This window comes from Streptomyces sp. NPDC053755 (assembly GCF_040677675.1).
Classification (GTDB): Bacteria; Actinomycetota; Actinomycetes; order Streptomycetales; family Streptomycetaceae; genus Streptomyces.
This window is the reverse complement of sequence record NZ_JBFASK010000003.1, coordinates 150,684-174,508: the sequence shown is the minus strand read 5'-3', so window position 1 is coordinate 174,508 and position 23,825 is coordinate 150,684. Positions and strand designations below refer to the sequence as shown.

The window sequence follows — 23,825 nt, the reverse complement described above, 5'->3', positions numbered from 1 at the left end:
AGTGGCCGGCCGGCGGCCCGGCGGACGGCTCCGCGCCCGCGCGCCGGAGTGGCCGGCCGGCGGCCCGGCGGACGGCTCCGCGCCCGCGCGCCGGAGTGGCCGGTCGACGGCGCTGGGCTGTGCATATGCCGATCCTTGGCCCCCTCTTGGTCCGCCCGTGTGACGCTCCACGCCGACCACAGCGCCACGAACAGGGGGAAGTCCATGAATGGCACGATGCTGCTGCACGCCGACCCCATCGGGGAAGACGCGAGACTCGGGGGCGGGGGGCGCGCCAGGGCCGGTGACGCGGTCCTCGCGGAGCTGGGAGCGGAGCTGTTCTCCTCGATGCCGCGCAGCGACCAGCGGGTCAAGGGGATGCGCTACGTGCGCGGCCTGCTGGAGGCCGAGGGGCGCAAGTCCATCCGCAACATCGCCACGCTCTTCGGCGGTGACGCCGAGGAACAGAGCCTGCACCACTTCATCGCCGGTTCCACATGGGACTGGGTGCCGGTACGGCGCGCCCTGGCCCAGCACGTGGAACGGGTCGCCCAGCCCGAGGCGTACGTCGTCCACCCCCTGGTCATCCCCAAGGCCGGGGAGACGTCCGTGGGCGTGGAACGGCGCTTCGTACCGACGCTCGGGCAGGTCGTCAACGCCCAGCAGGCGGTGGGCGTCTGGTCCGCGTCGGCCGACTGGAGCACCCCGCTGAACTGGCGGCTGTACCTGCCCCACGCCTGGCTCGCGGACCGGCGCAGGCGTCGTCAGGCGTCCATACCGGACAGCGAGGAGCCCGAGACGCTCGGCCAGTGCTCGGTCAGGGCGTACCTGGGTCTGATCAACAGCTCCCGGCTGCCGGTGAGGCCCGTCGTGATGGACGCCCGGCACACCGACGTGAGCGCCGTCGTCCAGCGGCTGCGCGCCGCCGACACCCCGATGCTGCTGCGCGTCGACGGCAACCTCCGGCTCACCGTGGACGAGCCCGCCTTCCCGCGCCGGGGCGCCGCCATGACGGCGCAGCAGATCATGTCCGCCGTCTGGCACATGTGGCACCCCGGTGCGCGTCCCGGCGAGGACAGGGCCGGCCGCAGTCTCGTCGTCACCCTGCGCACGTCCCTGGTCCCCGACGGCCGCCGGACCGGGCACACGGGCCCCCTCCTTCTCATGGGGGTCTCCGAGCACGGCAGGTGGCCCGCGGAGCTCTGGCTCACCGACCTGACCTCCCACACCTCCGGCGAGCTGCTCCGGCTCGCCCGGCTGACCCGCCAGGTCGACCGGGATCTGGAGGAGGTCGCCGACGGCGTCGGGATCCGGGATTTCTCCGGGCGCTCGTTCACCGGCTGGCACCGGCACGCCACCCTCGCCTCCGCCGCCCACGCCGTGACCGTCCTGAGCCGCGGACCGGGCCGCGCCAGACCGTGGCGCGCGCCCCTGACCGGCGGACCTGATGGACCCGTCCGCATGATCTGACGTACTTGTCCGCCCAGTTGACGGATCGTCCCGCCGGCTGTTGGCCGGGGTACGCGTCGCGTCCAAGGATCGAGCCGTCCGAGCCGAACGCCGAGGGAGCACCCGCACATGACCAACGTCGCCGTCATCTACTACTCGTCCCAGGGCAACGTCCACCAGCTCGCCGTGGCGGCCGCGGCGGCCGCCGAGAAGGCGGGCGCCGAGGTGCGACTGCGCAGGACCGCCGAGCTGACCACCACGTCCGTCGTCCCCGAGAACGACACCTGGAACCAGGCGTGGGCCGAGCACCTCGCCTCCGTCCAGGACATCCCGGAGGCGACCCTCGACGACCTGGAGTGGGCCGACGCCGTGCTGTGGGGCACGCCGGGCCGCTACGGGCTGCCCGCCGCGTCGCTCAAGCAGTTCATCGACCAGACGCTTCCGCTGCACATCCGGCGCGGCCTGGTGAACAAGGTCATGTCCTCGTTCACCTCCACCGCCACCCTGCACGGCGGCCAGGAGAGCACCCTGCTCGCCCTCAACAACGCCTTCTACCACTGGGGCGCGATCATCGTCCCGCCCGGCGTCGCCGACCCGATCCAGCTGACCGCCACCAACGGCAACCCGTACGGCGTCAGCAGCGTCTCGCGCAACGAGCCGGGCAACGTCGACGAGGACAACCTCGCGGCCATCGAGTACCAGGCGCGCCGCACCGTGGAGATCGCCACCGCGATCCGCGCGGTCCCGCGCCCCGCGTGACCCCGGGCAGGGCCGCGGGCCGCCTCCGGACCCACCACGGGGCCGCCTCCCACCGGTGCGTTCCGCCGGGCGGTCCGCGACCTGCCCGGCTCCCCCGAGGCGTCGGTTTCTCCGGATCTCCGCCGACCGGGTCGCCGCCCTCCGCGACCTGACGGAAAAGCAGAAGGGGGACGGATATCTGACGGATACCTCCGGGCTCTCTTCAACTCCCTCCCGCCATTCTGAAGAATTCATTGCAGTGCATCCGTCGGTGTAATGGGAAAACGACCTGAGGGGCGATACATATGCTTCCCGTCAAGGCCAGTGACAAGGGTCTTTACATGGGCCTGGTGGCCGAGCGGGCCGCTGTCGAACACGGCGACCAGCTCATCATCCTCGACCACGACATGGATCTCCTCCCGGACGCCGGGCGGAAGCTGACATTCGCGCAGCTCGCCGAGCACATCGACGACATGGCCGCCCGGCTGTACGCGGCGGGAATTCGCCGGAGCGAGCACGTCGCCCTGCACAAGTCCAACGGATTCGACATCAACATTCTCTCCAGCGCCGTCGCCCGGATAGGCGCCGTGCCCGTGCAGCTGTCGCCGGCGCTGGACGCCGAGAGCGTGGTCGCGCTGCTGCGCCGCCTGGGCAGCCCTTATCTCGTCACCGACGCCGCGAAGCTGGACGGCTCCTTCGCCGACGCCCCGCTCGCCGAGATCACCAGCAAGGTGATCCTCGTCGCCGGGTCCCGCCCCGGCGCCGTCTCCCTGGACGACTTCGCCGGCGCGCCGCGGCAGGAGCCGGTCGTGCCGCACGCCGACCTGCCCGCGCTCATGACCCACACCTCGGGCACGACCGGGCTGCCCAAGCTGGTCGTCCACTCCGCCCGCACCCTGCACGGCCGCTACCGCCCGCAGGCCAAGCTCTTCGACATGATCCGCGAGCGGGAGACCGTCGCCCTGCACGTCTCGTACGTCCACTCCCGGATGCCGCTCGCGCTCGCCGTGCTGCTGCCGCGCGGGCACCGCATGGTCGTCATGAACGACGCCGACCCGCAGAAGGCCGCCGAGCTGTGGGCCGAGACCCGGCCGGGGTTCATCGAGTCACACCCCAACTCCTTCATGGAGTGGGAGGAGTTGGTGGACCACCCGCTCCGGCCGCTCGCCAACGTCAAGTACTTCAGCACCACGTTCGACGCGATCCACCCCAGCACCATGCACAAGCTGCTGCACGCCACCGACCGCAGCTCGCCGCTCTTCTACCAGATCTACGGGCAGAGCGAGACGGGCCCGCTCGTCGGCCGCGGCTTCACCCGCGCCACCGCCCAGGGCGCCGACGGCCGCTGCCAGGGCTACGCCTTCCCGAGCGACACCAAGTTCCGTCTGGTGAGCCGGAACGGCAAGGAGGTGACGCGGGACAACCCCGGCTACATCGACGTGCAGGCCGCCGGCCGGGCGCTGGGCTACTTCGGCGAGCGGGAGCGCTACGACACCCAGGTGCACGGCGGCTGGTGGCGCGGCATGGACCTCGGGTACCGCACCGACGAGGGCTGTCTGCACCTGCTCGACCGCGAGGTCGACTCCATCCCCGGCATCCACTCCACCCTGGAGATCGAGGACACCGTCCTCGGCCGCCTGGACGAACTGACCGAACTGGTCGTCGTCCCGGGGCCCGGCGAGAAGGGCGTGCCGGTGGTCTCCACCCGCGACGACCTGCCGCTGGACCTCGACCGCTGGCGCTCCGCGATCGCCGAGTGGCCGCAGCTCGCCGAGCCCGTCCAGATGAAGCTCTCGGAGCTGCCCCGCACCGCCACGATGAAGGTGCAGCGCATCGAGCTCTCGGCCCGGCTGCGCCGGCGCGCCGAACAGCGCCCGGCATGACCCGGAACGGCCCGGAGACAGGAAGGAGGACCCGCTCGTGACTGCCGGCGACGCCGACGTACTGATCGTCGGAGGCGGCCCCACCGGACTGCTCACCGCGTGCGAACTGCTGCGCCGGGGCGTCCGCGTCCGCATCGTCGACCGCGCCGCCGAGCCCGCGACGGTGCCCAAGGCCCTGTCGCTGTGGCCGAGGGTGCGGGACATCCTGACCGACCTCGGCGTGGGCGAGGAGGTGCACCGCGTCTCCGTCCCGGTCCACGCGTTCCGCTACTTCTCCGACCGGCGGCCGGTCGCCTCCCTCACCTTCACCGAGGACCTGGCGGCCCGCCAGCTGCCCCAGCCCGAGACGGAGCGCATCCTCACCGAGCGGCTCCACGCGCTGGGCGGCAAGGTCGAGCGCGGTGTACGGCTGCTCTGCCTGGACGACGTCGACTTCTCGGGCCGGATCGAGCCCGGCGGCACCGTCACGGCGGTCCTGGAGCACGGGGACGGCGCCGTGGAGCGTTTCGCCGTGCCGTTCGTGGTCGGCGCCGACGGCGCCGGCAGCGCGGTGCGGGGGCAGCTGGGCATCGGCTTCGAGGGCAACACGTACGAGATGGCGTTCGCGCTCATCGACACGTACGTGGACGGCCACCTGCCGCCGGACGAGATCGCGTACTACCAGACCATGAACGGCACCCTGGTCGTCGTGCCCCAGCCCGGAGGGGTGTTCCGCTTCCTGTCGGTCATGCCGGACGGCGGCACCATGTCCCGCGCGGCCATGCAGGAGATCGTCGACACCCGGGGGCCCCGGGGCGTCACCCTCACCGAGCCGGTCTGGGAGACCGTGTTCCGGGTGCACGCGCGGCGCGCCACCGACTTCCGCCGGGGCAGGGTCTTCCTGGCCGGGGACGCGGCGCACGTGCACAGCCCGGCCGGCGGCCAGGGCATGAACAACGGCCTCCAGGACGCGCACAACCTGGCCTGGAAGCTGGCGGCCGTGCTGCGCGGCCACTCTCCGGCGGCGCTGCTCGACACGTACGCCACGGAGCGGGCGGAGGCGACCCGGCGCATCGTGCGGGACACCGATCTGCACACCCGTGCCCTGACGGCGCGGACACCCCGGTGGGCGAACCTCCGCGACACGGCGTTCACCCTGCTGGACCGCTCCGGGGCCGCCGCCCGGCTGTTCGCCCCGGTGCTCGCCGGCCGTCGGCTCGCCTACACCGCGGAGCGGTCCGGCCAGCACCCTTCCGGCCGGAGCTGCCGGTGGCGCGGTCGCCTTCCGGGGGTGGCGGCGCCGGGCGCGGTCCTGCCGCGCCGGGCGGCCCTCGCGCTGGGCATCGCGGGCCCGGAGGCGGACCCGACGGCCTGGACGCTGCTGGTCCGGCCGCCGACGGGTGACGCCCGCTGGTCGACGGAGACGGGTCACATCACGTCCCGCCACCCGCGCCTGCGCCTGCTGCGCCCGTCCCCTGGCACGGCCGCGGGCGAGGGCCTGTGCACCCGCCCGGGCTACTACCTGATCCGCCCCGACGGCCACATCGCCGCCCACGGCCACGTCCACGACCTGGACCGCCTGGAGTCGGAACTGGCGCTGGTGCTGACACCGGGCGGGGAGTAGGAGCGGAGGGTGCCCGGCACCTCACTCGCGTGATCCACGGCGCCGCCGGGGCCTCGGCCCCGGCGGCGCCTTCGGCGCGCCCGCGGACGACCGGCCACGGGCGGACTCACGAGGGGCGGACCGACCGCGGACGGACCCGGGGCAGCCTTGCCGAAGACGAACGGACCGACGGCGAACGGACCGAAGACGAACGGACCGACGGCGGACGGACCGACGGCGGACGGACCGGTGGAGAACGGGCCCTGGGGGCGTGCCGACCACCGGCACCCCGACCGCGGTGGTGCCGACTGCCGCCTTACCCACGGCTGCCGTAGGCACCCTGCGGGCATCCCGCCCCCCGCGGGGGTCACCTCCCGCGCACCGGCGGGGGCCCCGGGCGGTCCTCCTGCACGGAGTCCGGAAGGGCGAGGCACAGCGCGTCCAGGGCGGCGGCGAAGGCGTGGTCCGGCGGCGTTCCGTACCCGATGACCAGGCCGTCGCGCGGCGGCATCGTGCTGTCGGGATGGCGGTAGGCACGCAGCCCGTCGAGCGCGAGCCCCTGCCGTTTGGCCGCCCGCATCGCCTCCTCCTCGGTGTTCTCGGGCAGTTCGAGCACCGCGTGCAGGCCGGCCGCGATACCGCTCACCCGGATGTGCGGCGCGCGTTCGGCGAGGGTGCTCGCCAGCAGGTCGCGCCGGCGCCGGTAGCTCTGCCGCATCCGCCGCAGGTGCCGGTCGTACGCCCCGCAGGCGATGAAGTCGGCGAGCGTCAGCTGGTCGACGACCCCCGACCACATCTCGCGGGAGCCCTTCGCGGCCAGCACGTCGTCGACCATCCAGCCCGGCAGCACCATCCACCCGAGCCGCAGCGCCGGCGACAGGCTCTTGCTCGCCGAACCGAGGTAGACCACCCGGTCGGGGTCGAGGCCCTGCACCGCGCCCACCGGCTGCCGGTCGTAGCGGAACTCGCCGTCGTAGTCGTCCTCCACGATCAGGCCGCCGGACGCGCGCGCCCAGTCGACGACCGCCGCACGCCGCTCGGGATGCAGCGGCCCGCCGGTGGGGAACTGGTGGGCAGGCGTGAGCAGCACCGTCCGCGCCCCGGTCCCGGGCAGCTCCTCGATCCGGGCCCCGTGCGAGTCGACGGTCAGCGGGACCGTGCGCGGCTCCGGCTCGTCGAGGACGTCCCGGTGGAAGTCGAGGCCGTAGGACTCCACGCCGACCCGGCCCTCGCGCAGGGAGCCGACGAGCCGCAGCCCGTGCGCGAAGCCGGCGCAGATGACGATCCGGTCGGGCTCGGTGCGCACCCCGCGCGCCCGCGCCAGGTACTCCGCGAGCGCCTCGCGCAGCTCGGGCCGGCCGCGCGGGTCGCCGACGCCGAAGGCGCTGTTCGGGGCCGCGGCGACGGCCCGCCGGGTGGACGTGAGCCAGGCGGCACGCGGGAAGGCGGCCGCGTCGGGAGAACTGGGCAGCAGGTCGTGCACGGTCCGCCGACGGGTGGGGCGTTGCGGGCGGCGGGCGAGTTTCGGCTCGGAGGGGACGGCCCGTCGCGCCACCCGGGTGCCGGAGCCCTGCCGGGCGGAGAGCCAGCCCTCCTCGACCAGCTCGGCGTAGGCGTCGGCCACGGTGTTGCGGGCGATCCCGAGGTCGACGGCGAGGCTGCGGTAGGGCGGCAGCCGGGTCCCCGGGAGGAGCCTGCCGGAGCGTACGGCCTCGCGCAGCGCGTGCATGAGCTGGGTGCGCAGACTCCCCTCACCGGTGAGCTCCAGATGGAGATCGGCCCCGGGGGGCGGCCCCGTGCCCCCGGCCGTGTCACCGACGTCAGCCGCCGTGTCGGCAGGGCCGTCCGTCTCGGTGGGGCCGCCCGTGCCGGCGGGCCCTGTCGCACCGTCCGTCGCTTCCGCCGCACTGGCGGTGACGCCCGCCGCACTGCCGGTGAGGCCCTCGGTCGGTTCGGTGACGTCCGCCGTCGGGCCCGTGGTGTCCGGCTCCGAGGAATTGACCCACGAGTCTTCCATGAGAATGCACCATACCTTGGGCCGTTTCCGCTCCTAGATTCATGGCATGACAACTTTTCAGGTGCCTGAGCGCATGAACTTCTCCGCCGTCGCCCCCAAGGTCTTCAAGGCCGTCCTCGCCCTGGACGCCGCCGCCCGCGACGGCATCGACCCCGTCCTCCTGGAGCTGGTGCAGATCCGCGCCTCCCAGGTCAACCGCTGTGCGTACTGCATCGACTACCACACCTCCGACGCCCGTAAGGCGGGGGAGACCGAGGAGCGGATCTACCAGCTCTCCGCGTGGGAGGAGTCGAGCCTGTTCACCGAGCAGGAGCGGGCCGCACTCGCCCTGACCGAGTCCGTCACCCGTCTCCCCGAGGGCGTGCCGGACTCGGTCTGGGACGAGGCCGCGAAGCACTTCGGCGAGAAGGAGCTCGCCCAGCTGATCGCGCTGATCTTCACGGTCAACGCGTGGAACCGCATGAACGTCGCCACGCGCAAGACCCCCGGCACCGAGTAAGAGAGCCGTTCCCTCCGGGGGCGGGGGCCGACCCCGCGGCTCCCGCCCCCGGCACGCCGTGGACCACCATCCTCATGAAGGGCTGTTGCAGCCGTGACCTCCGTCGACACCCCAGCGCCCGCCACCCGCGGGGACCGCTCGCCCGTGAAGGGCTGGCTCGCCGTCCTCGCCGTGACCCTGGGCATCTTCTCCCTGATGACCTCCGAGCTGCTCCCCGTGGGCCTGCTCACCCCCGTCGGTACGGCCCTCGACGTGTCGGAAGGCACCGCGGGCCTGATGGTGACCGTCCCCGGCATCGTCGCCGCCATCTCGGCGCCCCTGGTCACCGTGGCCACCGGCCGCGTCGACCGCCGTCTCGTCCTCGCCGTCCTGATCGGACTGGTCGGCGCGGCCAACCTCGCCTCCGCGTTCGCGGACACCTTCGCCGTCGTCCTCGTCGCCCGGTTCCTCGTCGGCATCAGCGTCGGCGGCTTCTGGTCGATCGCCGGCGGCATCGCCCTGCGGCTGGTGCCCGAGAAGCACGTCCCCCGCGCGACGGCCGTCATCTTCGGCGGTGTCGAGACCGCCTCCGTCCTCGGCGTGCCGACCGGTACGTTCATCGGCGACCTCAGCAGCTGGCGGACCGCCTTCGCGGTCGTCGGCATCCTCGGCCTGGTCTCGCTGGCCGCCATGGTGATCCTGATGCCGAAGGTCCCGGCCGAGCGGACCATCACCTTCGCCGACCTGCCCAAGGTGTTCAAGGGCAACGCGGGCGTCCGGATCGGCATCGCCATGACGTTCCTCGTCATCACGGGCCACTTCCTGGCCTACACCTTCGTCCGGCCGATCCTCCAGGACGACGGCATCGACGACAACATGGTCGGCGTCCTGCTGCTGACCTTCGGCATCGCCGGCATCTGCGGCAACTTCATCGCCGGAGCGCTCATCGCCAAGCGGCTGCGCCAGACCGTCATGGGGATCTCCGTGGTCCTGACCGTGGCCATGGCCGTCCTGGCCCTCGCGGACACCACCGTCCTCACGGCCGGCGCGATCCTGGTCCTGTGGGGCCTGGGGTACGGCGCGGTGCCGGTCACCTTCCAGACCTGGATCCTGGACGCCGCCCCGGACGCCACCGAGGCCGCCTCCTCGCTGTACGTCTCCACCTTCAACCTCTCGATCGCGCTCGGCGCGCTCTTCGGAGGCCTCGCCGTCGACGGCATCTCCACCACCAGCGTGCTGTGGATCGGTGCCGCGCTCGCCGTCCTCACGCTCTTCGTCGTGGGCGGCTCCCGGCGCCAGGCGACCGTCGCCGAGTGAGACCAGGGGCCGCCCGCCCGGCCCCGGCGAACGGCCGGCTCCCCGTGCTCCTCATCCCCCGCGCACGGGGAGCCGGCTTCCCTCCCCCTGTTCCTCATGGGCGTCACGGACCTCCGGTCCGCACGCTCCCCGACCCCGCGACGCAAGGACCGTCATGACAGAGACCTTCTCCTCCTCCGCCGTACGCCCGGGCGACGACGCCTACGAGGCGCTGTCCCGGAGGGGACTGAACAAGCGCTTCACCGCGCGGCCCGACACCTTCCACGTCGTCACCTCCACCGACGAGGTCGTCCGCGTGGTGCGCCAGGCCGTCCGCGACGGCCACCGCATCGCCGTCCGCAGCGGCGGTCACGGGTACGAGAACGTGGCCGGCGACCCCTCCGTCCAGGTGGTCGTCGACCTGGGCGAGATGCGCGGGGTGTCCTACGACACCGAGCGCGGGGCGTTCGCCGTCGAGCCCGGCGTCCGGATCGCCGACCTCTACCGCCACCTGTACGAGAACTGGGGCGTGGCGCTCCCGGCGGGCGACAGCGCGACCGTCGGCGTCGGCGGCCATGTCGCCGGCGGCGGCTTCGGTTCGCTGAGCCGCGCCCACGGCCTCGCGGCCGACCACCTGCTGGCCGTGGAGGTCGTCGTGGTCGACGCCTCCGGCGAAGCCCGCGCGGTGGTCGCCAGCCGCGACCCCGAGGACCCGCACCACGACCTGTGGTGGGCCCACACCGGTGGTGGCGGCGGCAACTTCGGCATCGTCACGCGCTACTGGTTCCGCTCGCCGGCCGCCCGCGGCGGCGAGCCGGGCGACGCGCTGCCCCGCCCCTGGGACTCCGTGCTGACCGGCACCGTCCTCTTCCCCCGCGAGGCGCTGGACCGGGCCGCGCTGCGCACCCTCGTCGGCAACTTCGGCCGCTGGCACGAGGAGAACAGCGGGCCGGACTCCCCGTACACCTCCCTCTTCGGCGGTCTGATCCTGAACGGGCGGCCCGGTCCCGGCGGTGACGCCCCCCTGGGCGCCGTGGCCTTCGCGCACGTGGACGCCACCCGCCCCGACGCCGACCGGCTGCTGGCCGCGCACACCGCCGACATCATCCGCGGCCTCGGCGACTTCCCGGTCGTCCTGCCCACCGAGGTGCTGCCCTGGCTCGACGCCAAGAAGGCCCTCGCCGCGGCCCAGGACGCCGAGGTCGGGCGCCAGAAGGTGAAGTCGTCCTTCCTGCGCCGCCGGTGGACCGACGAGCAGGTCGACACGCTCTTCGACCACCTCGACGCCGAGAACCCGCCGCACGACAGCAGCCTGATCGCCCTGCAGTCCTACGGTGGCCGGATCAACGCGGTCGCGGGCGACGTCACGGCCTCGGTCCAGCGCGACTCCGTGCTCCAGGCGTTCTTCATGAACACCTGGCAGGACCCGGAGCGCGACGAGGCCGCCGTCGACTGGATGCGCCGCCTCTACCGGGACCTGCACGCCAAGACCGGCGGCGTCCCGGTCCCGGGCGACGAGCACGCCGGCTGCTACGTCAACTTCCCCGACGCCGACCTGGCCGATCCCGAGTGGAACACCTCGGAGGCGGGCTGGGAGGAGCTGTTCTACGGGCAGAACGCCGACCGCCTGCGCGCGGTCAAGGCGACCTGGGACCCGCGCGGAGTCTTCCGCCACCACCTGTCGATCCGCGGCGAGCACTGACCCTCATCGGCGCCGCCCCTCTCCGGGGCCGCCACCATGGGCGACATTTCGCCATCATGACAGATTCGTACGGCGGTGTTCGTACGGAACGTGACCGTGCGCGACGGTCAGCCGGAAGGGCACGGAGTGGGGCAGAAACGTGCCTGCCAGGGCGCGGGGCGACCGGCGTCGCCCCCGCCCGCCCGGCGAAGGGACGTCGCGCGACCGCAGTCTTAGACCGGTGAGGACGTTGTGATGCTGCACTTTGCCCTGCTGGGACCGATGGAGATACGAGTGAAGGGGGAGCTGAGAACACCCAGCGCGCCGATGGCCCGCAGGGTCCTCGCCGTCCTGCTGACCCACGCGGACCGCGTCGTCCCCATGGAGTTGCTGATCGACGAGCTGTGGGGCGAGAGCCCGCCGAAGCGGGCCCGCAAGACCGTCCAGACCTACGTCTACCAACTGCGCAAGGCGCTCGGCGACCCGCACGACGACGGGGGGCCCGAGCGGGGACAGGAGTTACTGGAGACCCACCCGTACGGGTACCGGCTCCCCCTGCGGGACGGCCAGCTCGACATCTCGGACTTCCAGGGACGCCTGCGCGAGGGCCAGAAGGCCCTCGGCCGCGGCGAGTCCCGCGAGGGCGCCTCCGCCCTGCGCCGCGGCCTCGAACTGTGGCGCGGCTCCGCCCTGGAGGGCATCGAGACCGGCCCCGTCCTCGCCGCGCAGGCCGCCCGCCTCGAGGACCTCCGGCTCCGCGCCCTGGAACAGCGCATCAGCGCGGACCTCGCCCGGGGCCGGCATCAGGCCATCCTGGAGGAGATCAGGGAGCTGACCTACCTCCACCCGCTGCACGAGGAGTTCTGCGCCCAGTTCATGACGGCCGCCCAGCGCTGCGGCCAGCGCGGCGAGGCACTCTCCGCGTACGCGAAGCTCCGCGGCGCCATGTCCGAACAACTGGGACTCGAACCCTCCGGCCGTCTGCGCGAACTCCAGCGCGAGGTGCTCGACGGCGCGGACGAGCGGACGCCCCAGCCCTACCGGCCCCAGCCCTACCACCCCCAGCCCTCCGGGCCCCACCCCGAAGGCCCCGCCCCCGCCGCCGGCGCCCCCTTCCTGCTGCCCGCCGCCGTCGACGGCTTCGTCGGGCGGCACCACGAACTGGCCGCCATCGAACGCGCCGTGACCGGCCCCGGATCCGCCTCGGGCCCCCGGATCGTCACCGTCACCGGAGCGCCCGGGATCGGCAAGACCGAGACCGCGCTCCAGGTCGCGCACCGGCTGCGCGAGCGCTTCCCCGACGGACAGCTGCACGCCACCCTCCACCAGGAGGACGGCACACCGCAGGCGCCCGCCGAAGCCCTCAAGGGGCTGCTCGCCGCCGTCGGACACGACCGGCGCACCCTGCCCGACCGTACCGAGGACCTGGCCCGGGCGTTCCGCGGCTGGGCCGTCGGCCGCCGCCTCCTGCTGCTGCTCGACGACGCGGCCGGCACCAGCCAGGTGCTGCCGCTGCTCCCCGCGGACCCCGGCACCGTCGTCGTGGTCACCTCCCGCTGCCGCACGACCGGACTGCCCGGCAGCGTCACCACCGTCACCCTCGGACCACTGCCCGAGGCCGAGGCGACCCAGCTCCTCGCCCGGACCGCGGGCGCGGGCGATACCCCCGGCGAATCGGCGGCCCTGGCCCGGCTCGCCTCCTACTGCGAGGGGCTGCCGTTCGCCCTGCGCGCCCTCGGCAGCCGCATCGCCCCGTGGCAGGGGCGCAGCCTCGCCGACTTCGCCGTCCGGCTTGCCGACCGGCAGCACCGGCTCCAGGAACTCAGCGGCCCGCACCTGGACGTCGAACGCTTCCTGCTCCGGGCGGCCGCCCGCCTTCCGCACGGCGCCCGGGAGGTCCTCGCCGAGCTGAGCCGCGCCTACTGGACCGACGTGCCGGTCGAGTACCTCTCCCTGCGCCTCCAGCGCTCCCTGCCCTTCGTCGAGCGCTCGGTGGAACTCCTCGCCGACCATCACCTCCTCATCCCGGCCACGCTGTACGGCAACCCGGCCCTGCGGGTGGCGCCGCTGTTCCACCTGGCCCTCTCGGGCGCCCGGCCTCCCCGTACGGGCGGAGCCGAGCGGCACCAGACGCCGGTCCGCTGCGGCTGGCGCGCCCTGCCCCCGCGCGGAGCGGGCGCGCCGTATCCCACCGTTGCGCTGCGGACGGGTCAGTCCACGGACTGGGGGAACCGGAAGAAGCGGTACGGGTCGTAGGCCCGCTTCACGGTGCGCAGGCGCGGGTAGTTCTGCCCGTAGTACGCCTGCCTCCAGTTCGTCAGTGCGGGGTCCATGTAGTTCTGGTACGACCGCCCGCCGGAGGCCGCGGCGAGCGTCGCGTACCCGGTGTCCACCCAGGACTGGGCGCGGTCCCGCTGCTCCGGGGCCGGCTCCGCGTCGGCGAGGCCGACCTGGAAGCCCGCTTCGAAGAGCGAGTCCCGGTGGACGAAGGCCGTGTCGGTGGGGGCGGGGTCGTTGACCCGGCCTCCGTAGGCGAAGAGCCCCAGGAAGCGGAACTGGCCGGGAGCCGGGTCCGAGACCAGGGCGGAGACCGCGGCCTCGGCGGTCGCGCGCGTCCAGGGCCGGGAGAAGAAGGTGTTGCGGTAGGTCGCCCAGTTCTCCCGGGGCAGCCGGGCGTGGGGCGAGTACCCCACCCGGTGGCACTCGGCCACGGTACGGTCCGCGCAGCCGAAGACGGTCATCAGCGCCTGCTGATAGGGCAGTTCGTCGACCTCGCGGCTCGCGGGACGCAGGCCGAGGCCGTCGGCGAGCCGGTCGAGGACGCGGTCGCAGGCGTCGCGCGAGCCCAGGTAGCCGCCGGAGACGACCACGGTCGGCGGCGTACCGGCGGGAGAGTCCTCAGGCAGCAGCAGGAACAGCTCGCCCGCCAGTTCACGGGGCCCCTGGGCTATCCACTCCTGCCACGCCCTGACCACCTCGACGGCCTGGCCGCCGTCGAAGGTGAGGTTGTAGAGGACGACCGACGGCACCTGGACCGGCCGCACCTCGTACTCCGTCACCACGCCGAAGTTGCCGCCCCCGCCGCCGCGCAGCGCCCAGTACAGGTCCGGGTGCTCGGTGGCCGAGCAGCGCACGGCGGAGCCGTTCGCGAGGACCACCCGCGCGGAGACGAGGCGGTCGGCCCCCATGCCGAACTTGCGGGCGGTCAGGCCGAAACCGCCGCCCTGCAGCCAGCCGCCGACGGCGACGGTCGGGCACGTCCCGGACGAGACCTGGATGCCGTACCGGGCGAGGGAGTTGATGATGTCGACGCTCTGGCCGCCGGCCCCGACCCGCACGGTCCCGTCGCCGGGCCGCACGCCGTTCAGCCGGGAGACGTCGATGACCAGCCCGGTCGAGGTGGAGTAGCCGGCCTGACTGTGGCCACCGCTGCGGACGGCCGTCGCCAGCCCGTGGTCCTGCGCGAAGCGCACGCAGGAGGTGACATCGGCGACGCTCGCGCAGTACGCGATGCCCCTCGGCAGCACCGAGTCGTACCGCGCCATCTGCAACTGCTTCGCCGTCGCGTACGACGGGTCCCCCGGCAGCACCAGCTCACCCCCGAGCCGCGCCCGCAGGCTCCCCCACGGCGTCCGGGCCTCGGCGGCCCCCGCGGCCCACGGCGCGGCGGCGGCCCCGAGGCCGGCGACCGCGCCGGCCGTGGCGCCGGCGCGCAGGAGTGTACGTCGATGGATCATGGTTCCCCCCTGGAATCGGCCGAAGACGGCGAAGGGACCCGGCAGCCCGCGTCATGTCAGCGGCCACCGCCCGACGGTTCACCCGGTCGGCGCTCCCTCCCCCGGCCGGGGAAGACTATGCGCGCGGCCCCCACGACCCCCGCCGCCCGACCCCGAACCGGGGCGAATCCGTCAGGTGTGTTTCGGCCACTTCGGGGGAGGGGTGCTGGGCGGTGTCGGATGGGGCACGCGAAGGGCCGCGGATGTCGGCTGGGGCGCGGACTGCCGACTGCGGAGACCGAAGGGCGGGCCTCCGTGAGAGTCTCCCGCCGGAGGAGATCACCCTCGGCCGCAGCCGTGAAGCCAGGACCGGACTGCCCGCCTGGATGCGCCCGCCGCTCGCGGAAGGCTGGTTCGCGGAGGACCTCGGGCCCCTCCCCGAGGCACCCCGCCACACCGAGCTGATCGACGGAGCTCTCGTCTTCGCGATGTCGCCGCAGCGAGCCTGGCACGGCCGCCTCGTCACCACCCTGACCACCGCGCTCATGACGCGGGCGCCGACCGGCTTCGAAGTCGAGCGCGAGATGACGATTCGCCTCGACGCCCGCAACCGCCCCGAGCCGGACCTCTTGCTGACGGACCTGCCCTACGCCCCGGACCGCACCTAGTACGCCCCGGAGAACGTCAAGCTCGTCATCGAGGTCGTCTCCCCGGAATCCGCCCACCGCGACCGCACCGTCAAGCTCCGTAGTTCTGCGGACTGCTGCGGACAGCACAACGGCCTGACCTGCATCCACGCAGGTCAGGCCGCATCTGGATACGCGATCAGACGTTGAAGCGGAACTCCACGACGTCGCCGTCCTGCATCACGTACTCCTTGCCCTCCATGCGGGCCTTGCCCGCCGCGCGGGCGTCCGCGACCGAGCCCGTCTCGACCAGGTCGGCGAAGGAGATCACCTCGGCCTTGATGAAGCCCTTCTGGAAGTCCGTGTGGATCACGCCGGCCGCCTCGGGGGCCGTGGCGCCCTTCTTGATCGTCCAGGCGCGGGATTCCTTCGGGCCGGCCGTGAGGTAGGTCTGGAGGCCCAGGGTGTCGAAGCCCACGCGGGCGAGGGTCGCCAGGCCCGGCTCCTCGGCGCCGACGGACTGGAGGAGCTCCATGGCGTCCTCCTCGTCGAGCTCCGCCAGGTCCTGCTCCAGCTTGGCGTTGAGGAAGATCGCCTCGGCCGGGGCGACCAGCGCGCGCTGCTCGTCCTTGAAGGCGTCGTCGGTCAGCTCCTCCTCGTCCACGTTGAAGACGTAGAGGAAGGGCTTCGTCGTCAGCAGGTGCAGGTCGTGGAGGAGCTCGGCCTTCTCCGAGCCCTGGAGGATGCCCTGCGAGAAGAGGGTGTCGCCCCTCTCCAGGATCTCCTTCGCCGCCTCGACCGCCGCGACCTTCGGCGCCACGTCCTTCTTGATGCGCGCCTCCTTCGACAGGCGCGGCAGGACCTTCTCGATCGTCTGGAGGTCGGCCAGGATCAGCTCGGTGTTGATCGTCTCGATGTCGTCCTTCGGCGAGACCTTGCCGTCGACGTGCACGACGTTCTCGTCCTTGAAGGCGCGGATGACCTGGCAGATCGCGTCCGACTCGCGGATGTTCGCGAGGAACTTGTTGCCGAGGCCCTCGCCCTCGCTCGCGCCCCGGACGATGCCCGCGATGTCGACGAAGTCGACCGTCGCCGGCAGAACCCGCTGCGAGCTGAAGATCTCGGCCAGCTTCGTCAGGCGGGCGTCGGGGACCCCGACGACGCCGACGTTGGGCTCGATCGTGGCGAACGGGTAGTTGGCCGCCAGCACGTCGTTCTTGGTCAGGGCGTTGAACAGGGTCGACTTGCCGACATTCGGCAGGCCGACGATTCCGATCGTGAGCGACACGGTGGCGACTTCCCTAGCGGTGGATGCGGTGTGGGCGCGGTGTGGCCAGTGGGCCGATCCCCCAGTTTACGGGCGCGGCGAACCGGCCGACGACGGACGTTCCCCGTCGACTCTCGGTCGATATCGGCCGAGAGGTCACCCAAAGGGCGTGTCTCACGGCGGTGCGCGACCCCTACCCGACCTACGTTGGTGGAGTGGAGCAGCACAGGACTAGTCAGCCCCAGGGCCGCCGGCGGCCGCAGACCCCTCTGACCCCGCCCGGCGCGCTCGTCGAGGGCGCCGCCGTCTACCGCGTCGCCGCCCGCCCCGGGCCGTCCGGCCGAGGCCGGGTGGAGCGCGCCGCCGGGCCCGCGCGCACCAGGCCGGTACCGCCCGCCACCACCGCCCAGGGACGGCTGCCCCATCCCCGGCTGACCGGCCTCGGCGCCGGGCTCTTCGCCTCCGCCGTCATGCTGGTGCTCGGTCTCCTCGACCGGCTGCTCTTCGACGGGTCCCCGGTCGTCTTCGGGATCCTGTTCCTGCCGGTCAGCGCCCTCACCGCGCTCTGGGTGCGCCCCGCCGACCTCGTGACGGCCCCCATCAGCGTCCCCATCGCCTTCGCCGTCGGCGTCGTGCCTATCGCCGGCGGTTCCGGTGGCTTCGGCGGCCAGGCGATGGCCGTGGTCACCGCCCTCGCCGTCCACGCCGGCTGGCTGTACGGAGGCACGCTCGTCGCCGGACTGATCAGCAGCGTCCGGAAGGTACGGGACATGGGGCGCCGGCAGCGCGCCGGCGCCCGCCCGCTCCCGGGCCGCCGCCCCGCCCCGTAGCAAGCCCGCGGCGGCCCGACGGGCCAGGCCGTGTCCGGAAAGTCCCGCCCGGGCCGCGACGCCCCGCGCGCACCGGACGCCGCGGCCCGCGCCCTCCGGGCGGACGGCGATACCTTCCGGTCGCTCCCTAGTGGAGGACCTGCGACGCCATCGCCGCGCCCACGATGCCGGCGTCGTTCTGCAGGCCCGCCGGGACGATCTCCGCCCTGATCCCCTCGATCAGCGGAAGGAACTTGTCCGCCTTCCGGCTCACTCCGCCGCCGATGATGAACAGGTCCGGCGAGAAGAGCATCTCCACGTGCGCGAGGTACTTCTGGACCCGCCGCGTCGCCCAGTGCTCCCAGGTGAGGTCCTCGTCCTCCTTCGCCTTCGTCGAGGCCCGCTTCTCCGCGTCGTGCCCCTTCAGCTCCAGATGACCCAGCTCCGTGTTCGGCACGAGCCGCCCGTCGACGAAGAGGGCCGAGCCGATGCCCGTACCCAGCGTCAGAAGGATCACGGTGCCCTTGCGGCCCCGGCCCGCGCCGAAGGTCATCTCGGCGACCCCCGCCGCGTCGGCGTCGTTGAGGACCGTCACCGGGAGGCCCCCGAGGCGCTCGCCGAGCAGTCTGCCCGCGTCGACGCCGACCCACTTCTTGTCGACGTTGGCCGCCGTGCGGATCGTCGAGTCGGTCACCACGCCGGGGAAGGTGACGCCCACCGGCCCCGACCAGCCGAAGTTCTCCACGACCTCCGCGACACATCCCGCGACGTCGTCCGGCGTCGCGGGATGGGGGGTGAGTACCTTGTGGCGCGGTTCCGTGAGCGCTCCGCGCTCCAGGTCCACGGGGGCGCCCTTGATGCCCGAGCCGCCGATGTCCACTCCGAAGACGTTCATGGAATCAACGGTAGGGGAAACACACCCCGGTGTTCACTCCTCGAGGAGCGCGGCGGCCTCGGCCCGCAGGTCCTTGTTGCGAAGCTCCTTGGGGAGCGAGAACGTCAGGGACTCGTCGGCGGTCTTCACGATCTCCACGTCGGCGTAGCCGCGCTCGGAGAGCCACACCAGGACCTCCTCGACCAGGACGTCCGGGACCGAGGCACCGGAGGAGAGGCCGACCGTCGTGACGCCTTCCAGCCACGCCTCGTCGATCTCGCTGGCGAAGTCGACGAGGTACGCCTCGGGCACGCCGGCCTGCTTGGCGACCTCGACCATGCGGATGGAGTTCGAGGAGTTCTTCGAGCCGACCACGATCACCAGCTCCGCCTGACCGGCGAGCTCCTTGATGGCGGTCTGCCGGTTCTGCGTGGCGTAGCAGATGTCGCTGGACGGCGGGGAGATCAGCTGCGGGAACTTGTCCTGCAGCGCGTCGACCGTCTCCATCGTCTCGTCGACCGAGAGCGTGGTCTGGGAGAGCCAGACGACCTTGGAGGGGTCGCGCACCTCCACCTTGGCCACGTCCTCCGGGCCGTCGACCAGCTGGATGTGGTCGGGCGCCTCGCCGGAGGTGCCGATGACCTCCTCGTGGCCCTCGTGGCCGATCAGCAGGATGTCGAAGTCGGCCTCGGCGTACCGGACGGCCTCCTTGTGCACCTTCGTGACCAGCGGGCAGGTCGCGTCGATGGTCGCGAGCCGGCCCTGCCGGGCCTCCTCGTGGACGGTCGGCGCCACGCCGTGCGCGGAGAACATGACAATGTTGCCCGGGGGCACCTCGGTGGCCTGGTCGACGAAGATCGCGCCCTTCCGCTCCAGCGTCTGGACGACGTACTTGTTGTGGACGATCTCGTGGCGGACGTAGATCGGGGACCCGTACTGCTCCAGGGCCTTCTCCACGGCGATCACGGCACGGTCCACACCCGCGCAATAGCCGCGGGGAGCGGCGAGCAGGACACGCTTCGGGCGGTTGGTCGCGGGCGTAGCAGTCATGCGTCCCATCGTAAGGCCGCGCCTTGAGGGCCCTGCTCGCAGCCACTCGTACGGACGACGGAGGGCGCAGCGCGGGACGGGCCGCGGGCCACGGGCCGACCGGAAACGCGGGCCGAGCGGAAACGTGGGCCGACCGGGGGCCACGGGCCGACCGGGGAAACGGCCGCGGGCTCGGCCTCGCGGGGGGGGCGCCCCTGACCCGCCCGCCCCGCCGGCGGGCGTGGTTCCCTTCGGCCGCGTCGGTCAGGCGGATGATCGACTCCGTGGCCGAGACTGGCCCCATGGCGCAGGAATCACAGCAGGAGCCGCCGGTCGCGGCGCACACCGGCCTGCGGCGGACCCTCGGCTTCCGCGACCTCGTCGTCTACGGCCTGCTCTTCATCGCGCCCATGGCACCGGTCGGTGTCTTCGGCACGCTCGACGCGAAGTCGCACGGCGCGGTGGCGCTGGTGTACCTCGTCGCGACGGTCGCCATGGCGTTCACCGCGTTCAGCTACGCGCAGATGGTGCGGGTCGCCCCGCAGGCGGGATCGGTGTTCACCTACGCCCGCAAGGGCCTGGGCGAGGGCCCCGGCTTCGTCGCCGGGTGGATGGCGATGCTCGACTACCTGCTGATCCCCGCCGTGGCCTACCTGTTCGCGGGAATCGCCATGGAGGCGCTGGTCCCCGAGGTCGACCGGTGGGTCTGGACCGGGATCGCGGTGGTGATCACGACCCTGCTCAACCTGTGGGGCGTGCGCGCGGCGGCGCGGGTCGGCTTCGCGGTGCTCGCGATGGAGATCGTGGTGCTGCTGGTCTTCGTCGTCTCGGCCGCGGTCGTTCTCATACGGGACGGGGCGCGGCGCGACTGGTGGTCGCCGCTGACGGGCGACGTGTCGTTCTCGCTCGCCGCCGTGCTGGGCGCGGTGTCGGTGGCCGTGCTGTCGTACCTCGGCTTCGACGCGATCGCCTCCTTCGCCGAGGAGGTCACGGGCGGTTCGGCGAAGGTCGCGCGGGCGGTGCTGTTCTGCCTGGCGCTGGCCGGGGTGCTGTTCATCGCCCAGACGTATCTGGTGGCGCTCCTCGAACCGGTGTCGTCGGCGGAGCTGGCGGCCGAGCCGGTGAAGCAGGGATCGGCCTTCTACGACGCCGTGGAGGCGTCCGTGGGCGGCTGGCTGCACGACCTGGTGGCGGTCTCCAAGGCGATCGGCGCGGCGTTCGCCGCGCTGGCGGGGCAGGCCGCGGGGGGCAGGCTCCTCTTCGCGATGGGCCGCGACCGGCGGCTGCCGCGGGCGCTCGCGCGCACGGACTCGGGGGTGCCGCGGGTGGCGCTCCTGGTCGCCGCGACCGTGACGATGGTGGCGGCGGTGTGGGCGGCGCGGCGGGACGACGGGCTGGACCACCTGGTGTCGGTCGTCGACATCGGGGCGCTGACGGCGTTCGTGCTGCTGCACGCGAGCGTGGTGGGCTGGTTCGCGGTACGGCGGGCGGAGGGGCCGCCGCACGTGCTCAAGCACGTGGTGGCGCCGGTGGTGGGCGCGGCGATCCTGGTGGCGGTCATCGCGGAGGCGGCGACATCGGCCCAGCTGGTGGGTGTGGTGTGGCTGGGGGTGGGGCTGGTGGTCCTCGCGGTGCAGGGGACGGCGCGGCGGACGTGAAGGCCCGCGGCCCGGCACGGCGGACGTGACGAGCCGGCCGGGACCGGCACGGCGGACCTGACGGACGAGCCCGGGACCGGCACGGCGGACCTGACGGACGAGCCCGGGACCGGCACGGCGACACACCTGACGCCCAGGCCGGGCGGACGACACGGCGATCGGGACGGACGGGCCGGGCCCGTTCGGATGTCCGAGCGGGCCACTAGTCTCGGCGCATGGCTCTCACTACGTCCGCCGAAGCGCCGATTCCCGTCGGGGAGGTCTCCCGGCTCATCGGAGGCTGGATCGACCGGCTCGGAGCCGTGTGGGTCGAGGGGCAGATCACGCAGCTGTCGCGGCGCCCCGGCGCGGGCGTCGTCTTCCTGACCCTGCGGGACCCGTCGCACGACATCTCCATCGGCGTCACCTGCTACCGCCAGGTGTTCGACGCCGTCGCCGACATCGTCTCCGAGGGCGCGCGCGTCGTCGTGCACGCCAAGCCCGAGTGGTACGCGCCGCGCGGGCAGCTCTCCCTGCGGGCCGTGGAGATCAAGCCGGTCGGCATCGGGGAGCTGCTGGCCCGTCTCGAGCAGCTGAAGCGGAGCCTGGGCGCCGAGGGGCTGTTCGCTCTCGACCGCAAGAAGCCGCTGCCGTTCCTCCCCCAGCTCGTCGGCCTCGTCTCGGGCCGCGCCTCCGCGGCCGAGCGGGACGTCCTGGAGAACGCCCGGCGGCGCTGGCCCGCCGTCCGGTTCGAGGTGCGCAACGTCGCCGTCCAGGGCGTGAAGGCCGTGCCGCAGGTCGTCCAGGCCGTCAGGGAGCTCGACGCCCACGAGGGCGTGGACGTGATCATCGTGGCCCGGGGCGGCGGCAGCGTGGAGGACCTGCTGCCGTTCTCGGACGAGCGGCTGATCCGGGCGGTCGCCGACTGCCGTACGCCGGTGGTCTCCGCGATCGGCCACGAACCCGACTCGCCCCTGCTCGACCTGGTCGCCGACCTGCGGGCCTCCACGCCGACGGACGCGGCCAAGAAGGCCGTACCGGACGTCGGGGAGGAGCTGGAGCGGGTGCGGGGGCTGCGGGACCGGGCGCTGCGGACGGTGCGGGGGCTGCTCGAACGCGAGGAGCGCGGGCTGGCCCACGCGCTGACGCGGCCCGTCATGGAGCATCCGCAGCGGATGGTGGAGCTTCGCGAGGACGAGCTGGACGCCCTCCTCGCGCGCAGCCGGCGGACCCTCGGGCACCTCCTCGACCGGGCCGACTCCGAGCTGTCGCACACCCGCGCGCGGGTACGGGCCCTGTCGCCGGCCGCGACGATGGAGCGCGGGTACGCGGTGCTCCAGCGGGCGGACGGCTCGGTGGTGCGCAGCCCCGAGGAGGTCGCGGCGGACGAGGAGCTGCGGGCCAGGGTGGCGGCCGGGGACTTCGCGGTCCGCCGCGTCGGCGCACCGCGCGCCGACGGAACCGCGGCCGCCGACCCGGCACAGGACCACGGCGACGCGGCACAGGACCACGCCGACCCGGCACAGGACCACGGCGACGGAGGGCGGGACCACGGCGACGCGCCGCAGGGCCCCGATGGCGGGCCTCGTTCCGGCGAGCCCCTCGCCGCCGGCGGAGCACAGGAGACTCACGCGGACGGGTCCTGATCCCTTGTCCGACCCCACGCATAGGGTGGTGCGCATGGCAGGCACGGTGGAAGAGGCAGCGCTCGGGTACGAGCAGGCGCGGGACGAGCTGATCGAGGTCGTCCGGCGGCTGGAGGCGGGCGGGACGACCCTGGAGGAGTCCCTGGCCCTCTGGGAGCGTGGCGAGGAGCTGGCGAAGGTCTGCCGGCGGTGGCTGGAAGGGGCCAGGGCGCGGCTCGACGCCTCGCTGGCGGCGGAGGCCGCGGACGACGAGGGGTGACGTCGGAGGGGGTACGAATCCCCCGTACGCCTGTGAACCGGACCACTATCCGGTTCGTTTAGTTGAAAATTAACCAAACACCGGCGTACGGTCGAGGCATCGCTTGACCCCCTTGCTTGTCCGGAAGGTACGCAGATGTCTCTCGTTCTTGACCCCGCCGCCCAGGACCTCCTCTTCCGCGAGGCCCGCACCGCCAACACGTTCACCGACGAGCCGGTGACGGACGAGCAGGTCCAGGCGATCTACGACCTGGTGAAGTTCGGCCCGACCGCCTTCAACCAGACCCCGCTGCGCATCACCCTGGTCCGCTCCCCCGAGGCCCGCGAGCGCCTGATCAAGCACATGGCCGAGGGCAACCAGCCCAAGACCGCCGCCGCCCCGCTCGTCGCGATCCTGTCCGCCGACAACGAGTTCCACGAGGACCTGCCGGCCCTGCTCCCGCACTTCCCGCAGGCCAAGGACATGTTCTTCGCCGAGCGCCCGGTCCGCGAGAACTCGGCCCTGCTGAACGCCGCCCTTCAGGCCGCCTACTTCATCGTCGGCGTCCGCGCCGCCGGCCTCGCCGCCGGCCCGATGACCGGCCTCGACTTCGCCGGCGTCCAGAAGGAGTTCCTGGACGACGACCACACCCCGCTGATGGTCGTCAACATCGGCAAGCCGGGCGAGGACGCCTGGTTCCCCCGCTCCCCGCGCCTGGCCTACGACGACGTCGTCACCACCGTCTGACCCCGACGGAATCGGACACGGATCTCCCCACGGACCGCACCCGGACCCCCGGATCCGAACCGGACCGCCCGGATCCGACGTGAAAAGGCCCCCAGCGCATCGCGCCCGGGGCCTTTCCCGTACCGGCGGACCG

Annotated in this window: 17 protein-coding genes and 2 pseudogenes; 14 read left to right on the top strand and 5 right to left on the bottom strand. The window is 73.0% G+C overall.

Going from position 1 to position 23,825, the window contains the following annotated elements:
* The first annotated feature begins 204 nt into the window (after positions 1-204).
* From AB0K65_RS05410 to AB0K65_RS05395, 4 genes are all read left to right on the top strand, one after another.
* Positions 205-1,449, top strand: a complete 1,245-nt coding sequence (locus AB0K65_RS05410) for a transposase (protein WP_365714394.1) — start codon at positions 205-207, stop codon at positions 1,447-1,449.
* A gap of 108 nt (positions 1,450-1,557) precedes the next feature.
* Positions 1,558-2,187 (top strand): NAD(P)H-dependent oxidoreductase, encoded by a 630-nt coding sequence (locus tag AB0K65_RS05405; RefSeq protein ID WP_365714393.1) that lies wholly within the window; start codon positions 1,558-1,560, stop codon positions 2,185-2,187.
* Positions 2,188-2,471: 284 nt separating this feature from the next.
* On the top strand, positions 2,472-4,049 hold the full coding sequence (locus tag AB0K65_RS05400; RefSeq protein ID WP_365714392.1) for a class I adenylate-forming enzyme family protein: 1,578 nt from the start codon (positions 2,472-2,474) through the stop codon (positions 4,047-4,049).
* Positions 4,050-4,086: 37 nt separating this feature from the next.
* On the top strand, positions 4,087-5,652 hold the full coding sequence (locus tag AB0K65_RS05395) for an FAD-dependent monooxygenase (protein ID WP_365714391.1): 1,566 nt from the start codon (positions 4,087-4,089) through the stop codon (positions 5,650-5,652).
* Positions 5,653-5,998: 346 nt separating this feature from the next.
* Here the strand turns inward: AB0K65_RS05395 and AB0K65_RS05390 are convergent, their stop codons facing one another.
* On the bottom strand, positions 5,999-7,360 hold the full coding sequence (locus AB0K65_RS05390; protein WP_365714526.1) for a PLP-dependent aminotransferase family protein: 1,362 nt from the start codon (positions 7,358-7,360) through the stop codon (positions 5,999-6,001).
* Between the two features lie 334 nt (positions 7,361-7,694).
* Between AB0K65_RS05390 and AB0K65_RS05385 the strand changes: the two genes are divergently transcribed.
* The 4 genes from AB0K65_RS05385 (at position 7,695) to AB0K65_RS05370 (ending at position 13,359) form a co-directional block, all read left to right on the top strand.
* On the top strand, positions 7,695-8,147 hold the full coding sequence (locus tag AB0K65_RS05385) for a carboxymuconolactone decarboxylase family protein (protein ID WP_365714390.1): 453 nt from the start codon (positions 7,695-7,697) through the stop codon (positions 8,145-8,147).
* 93 nt (positions 8,148-8,240) lie between these two features.
* The gene (locus AB0K65_RS05380) at positions 8,241-9,443 is read left to right on the top strand and encodes an MFS transporter (RefSeq protein WP_365714389.1); all 1,203 of its coding nucleotides are present in this window, start codon (positions 8,241-8,243) and stop codon (positions 9,441-9,443) included.
* 154 nt (positions 9,444-9,597) lie between these two features.
* Positions 9,598-11,124, top strand: a complete 1,527-nt coding sequence (locus AB0K65_RS05375; protein WP_365714388.1) for an FAD-binding protein — start codon at positions 9,598-9,600, stop codon at positions 11,122-11,124.
* Positions 11,125-11,358: 234 nt separating this feature from the next.
* Positions 11,359-13,359: a BTAD domain-containing putative transcriptional regulator gene (locus tag AB0K65_RS05370; RefSeq protein ID WP_365714387.1), complete on the top strand. Its 2,001-nt coding sequence runs from the start codon at positions 11,359-11,361 to the stop codon at positions 13,357-13,359.
* Here the strand turns inward: AB0K65_RS05370 and AB0K65_RS05365 are convergent.
* Positions 13,314-14,840 carry an FAD-binding oxidoreductase gene (locus AB0K65_RS05365; RefSeq protein ID WP_365714386.1) on the bottom strand — a complete coding sequence of 509 codons (1,527 nt, stop codon included), beginning with the start codon at positions 14,838-14,840 and terminating at the stop codon, positions 13,314-13,316. The genes AB0K65_RS05370 and AB0K65_RS05365 overlap by 46 nt on opposite strands.
* 365 nt (positions 14,841-15,205) lie before the next feature.
* Here AB0K65_RS05365 and AB0K65_RS05360 point away from each other — a divergent pair.
* Positions 15,206-15,580, top strand: a pseudogene (locus tag AB0K65_RS05360) (Uma2 family endonuclease); the annotation flags it as partial.
* Positions 15,581-15,644: 64 nt separating this feature from the next.
* Here the strand turns inward: AB0K65_RS05360 and ychF are convergent.
* The gene (gene ychF / locus AB0K65_RS05355) at positions 15,645-16,733 is read right to left on the bottom strand and encodes a redox-regulated ATPase YchF (protein WP_365714385.1); all 1,089 of its coding nucleotides are present in this window, start codon (positions 16,731-16,733) and stop codon (positions 15,645-15,647) included.
* 395 nt (positions 16,734-17,128) lie between these two features.
* On the opposite strand from ychF, the gene AB0K65_RS05350 reads away from it, so the two are divergent.
* The gene (locus AB0K65_RS05350; RefSeq protein WP_365714525.1) at positions 17,129-17,542 is read left to right on the top strand and encodes a DUF6542 domain-containing protein; all 414 of its coding nucleotides are present in this window, start codon (positions 17,129-17,131) and stop codon (positions 17,540-17,542) included.
* A 127-nt stretch (positions 17,543-17,669) separates the two neighbouring features.
* On the opposite strand, the gene ppgK is transcribed toward AB0K65_RS05350, so the two are convergent.
* Positions 17,670-18,416 (bottom strand): polyphosphate--glucose phosphotransferase, encoded by a 747-nt coding sequence (gene ppgK, locus AB0K65_RS05345; protein ID WP_365714384.1) that lies wholly within the window; start codon positions 18,414-18,416, stop codon positions 17,670-17,672.
* Between the two features lie 33 nt (positions 18,417-18,449).
* The gene (locus AB0K65_RS05340) at positions 18,450-19,454 is read right to left on the bottom strand and encodes a 4-hydroxy-3-methylbut-2-enyl diphosphate reductase (protein ID WP_365714383.1); all 1,005 of its coding nucleotides are present in this window, start codon (positions 19,452-19,454) and stop codon (positions 18,450-18,452) included.
* 272 nt (positions 19,455-19,726) lie between these two features.
* On the opposite strand from AB0K65_RS05340, the gene AB0K65_RS05335 reads away from it, so the two are divergent.
* The 4 genes and pseudogenes from AB0K65_RS05335 (at position 19,727) to AB0K65_RS05320 (ending at position 23,692) form a co-directional block, all read left to right on the top strand.
* The gene (locus AB0K65_RS05335) at positions 19,727-21,082 is read left to right on the top strand and encodes an APC family permease (protein ID WP_365714382.1); all 1,356 of its coding nucleotides are present in this window, start codon (positions 19,727-19,729) and stop codon (positions 21,080-21,082) included.
* A 215-nt stretch (positions 21,083-21,297) separates the two neighbouring features.
* Positions 21,298-22,500, top strand: a pseudogene (gene xseA, locus AB0K65_RS05330) (exodeoxyribonuclease VII large subunit); the annotation flags it as partial.
* A 241-nt stretch (positions 22,501-22,741) separates the two neighbouring features.
* Positions 22,742-22,966: an exodeoxyribonuclease VII small subunit gene (locus AB0K65_RS05325; RefSeq protein ID WP_365714381.1), complete on the top strand. Its 225-nt coding sequence runs from the start codon at positions 22,742-22,744 to the stop codon at positions 22,964-22,966.
* A gap of 135 nt (positions 22,967-23,101) precedes the next feature.
* Entirely contained in the window at positions 23,102-23,692 is a 591-nt protein-coding gene (locus AB0K65_RS05320) for a malonic semialdehyde reductase (RefSeq protein WP_365714380.1), read from the top strand.
* Positions 23,693-23,825: the final 133 nt, after the last annotated feature.

Excerpts from the sequence above, each read along its gene's own strand:
- AB0K65_RS05410 (WP_365714394.1), top strand. The coding sequence starts at position 205 with ATGAATGGCACGATGCTGCTGCACGCCGACCCCATCGGGGAAGACGCG.
- AB0K65_RS05340 (WP_365714383.1), bottom strand. The coding sequence starts at position 19,454 with ATGGGACGCATGACTGCTACGCCCGCGACCAACCGCCCGAAGCGTGTC.
- AB0K65_RS05405 (WP_365714393.1), top strand. The coding sequence starts at position 1,558 with ATGACCAACGTCGCCGTCATCTACTACTCGTCCCAGGGCAACGTCCAC.
- AB0K65_RS05400 (WP_365714392.1), top strand. The coding sequence starts at position 2,472 with ATGCTTCCCGTCAAGGCCAGTGACAAGGGTCTTTACATGGGCCTGGTG.
- AB0K65_RS05325 (WP_365714381.1), top strand. The coding sequence starts at position 22,742 with ATGGCAGGCACGGTGGAAGAGGCAGCGCTCGGGTACGAGCAGGCGCGG.
- AB0K65_RS05370 (WP_365714387.1), top strand. The coding sequence starts at position 11,359 with ATGCTGCACTTTGCCCTGCTGGGACCGATGGAGATACGAGTGAAGGGG.
- AB0K65_RS05335 (WP_365714382.1), top strand. The coding sequence starts at position 19,727 with ATGGCGCAGGAATCACAGCAGGAGCCGCCGGTCGCGGCGCACACCGGC.
- AB0K65_RS05375 (WP_365714388.1), top strand. The coding sequence starts at position 9,598 with ATGACAGAGACCTTCTCCTCCTCCGCCGTACGCCCGGGCGACGACGCC.
- AB0K65_RS05365 (WP_365714386.1), bottom strand. The coding sequence starts at position 14,840 with ATGATCCATCGACGTACACTCCTGCGCGCCGGCGCCACGGCCGGCGCG.
- AB0K65_RS05390 (WP_365714526.1), bottom strand. The coding sequence starts at position 7,360 with ATGCACGCGCTGCGCGAGGCCGTACGCTCCGGCAGGCTCCTCCCGGGG.
- AB0K65_RS05385 (WP_365714390.1), top strand. The coding sequence starts at position 7,695 with ATGACAACTTTTCAGGTGCCTGAGCGCATGAACTTCTCCGCCGTCGCC.
- ppgK (WP_365714384.1), bottom strand. The coding sequence starts at position 18,416 with ATGAACGTCTTCGGAGTGGACATCGGCGGCTCGGGCATCAAGGGCGCC.
- AB0K65_RS05320 (WP_365714380.1), top strand. The coding sequence starts at position 23,102 with ATGTCTCTCGTTCTTGACCCCGCCGCCCAGGACCTCCTCTTCCGCGAG.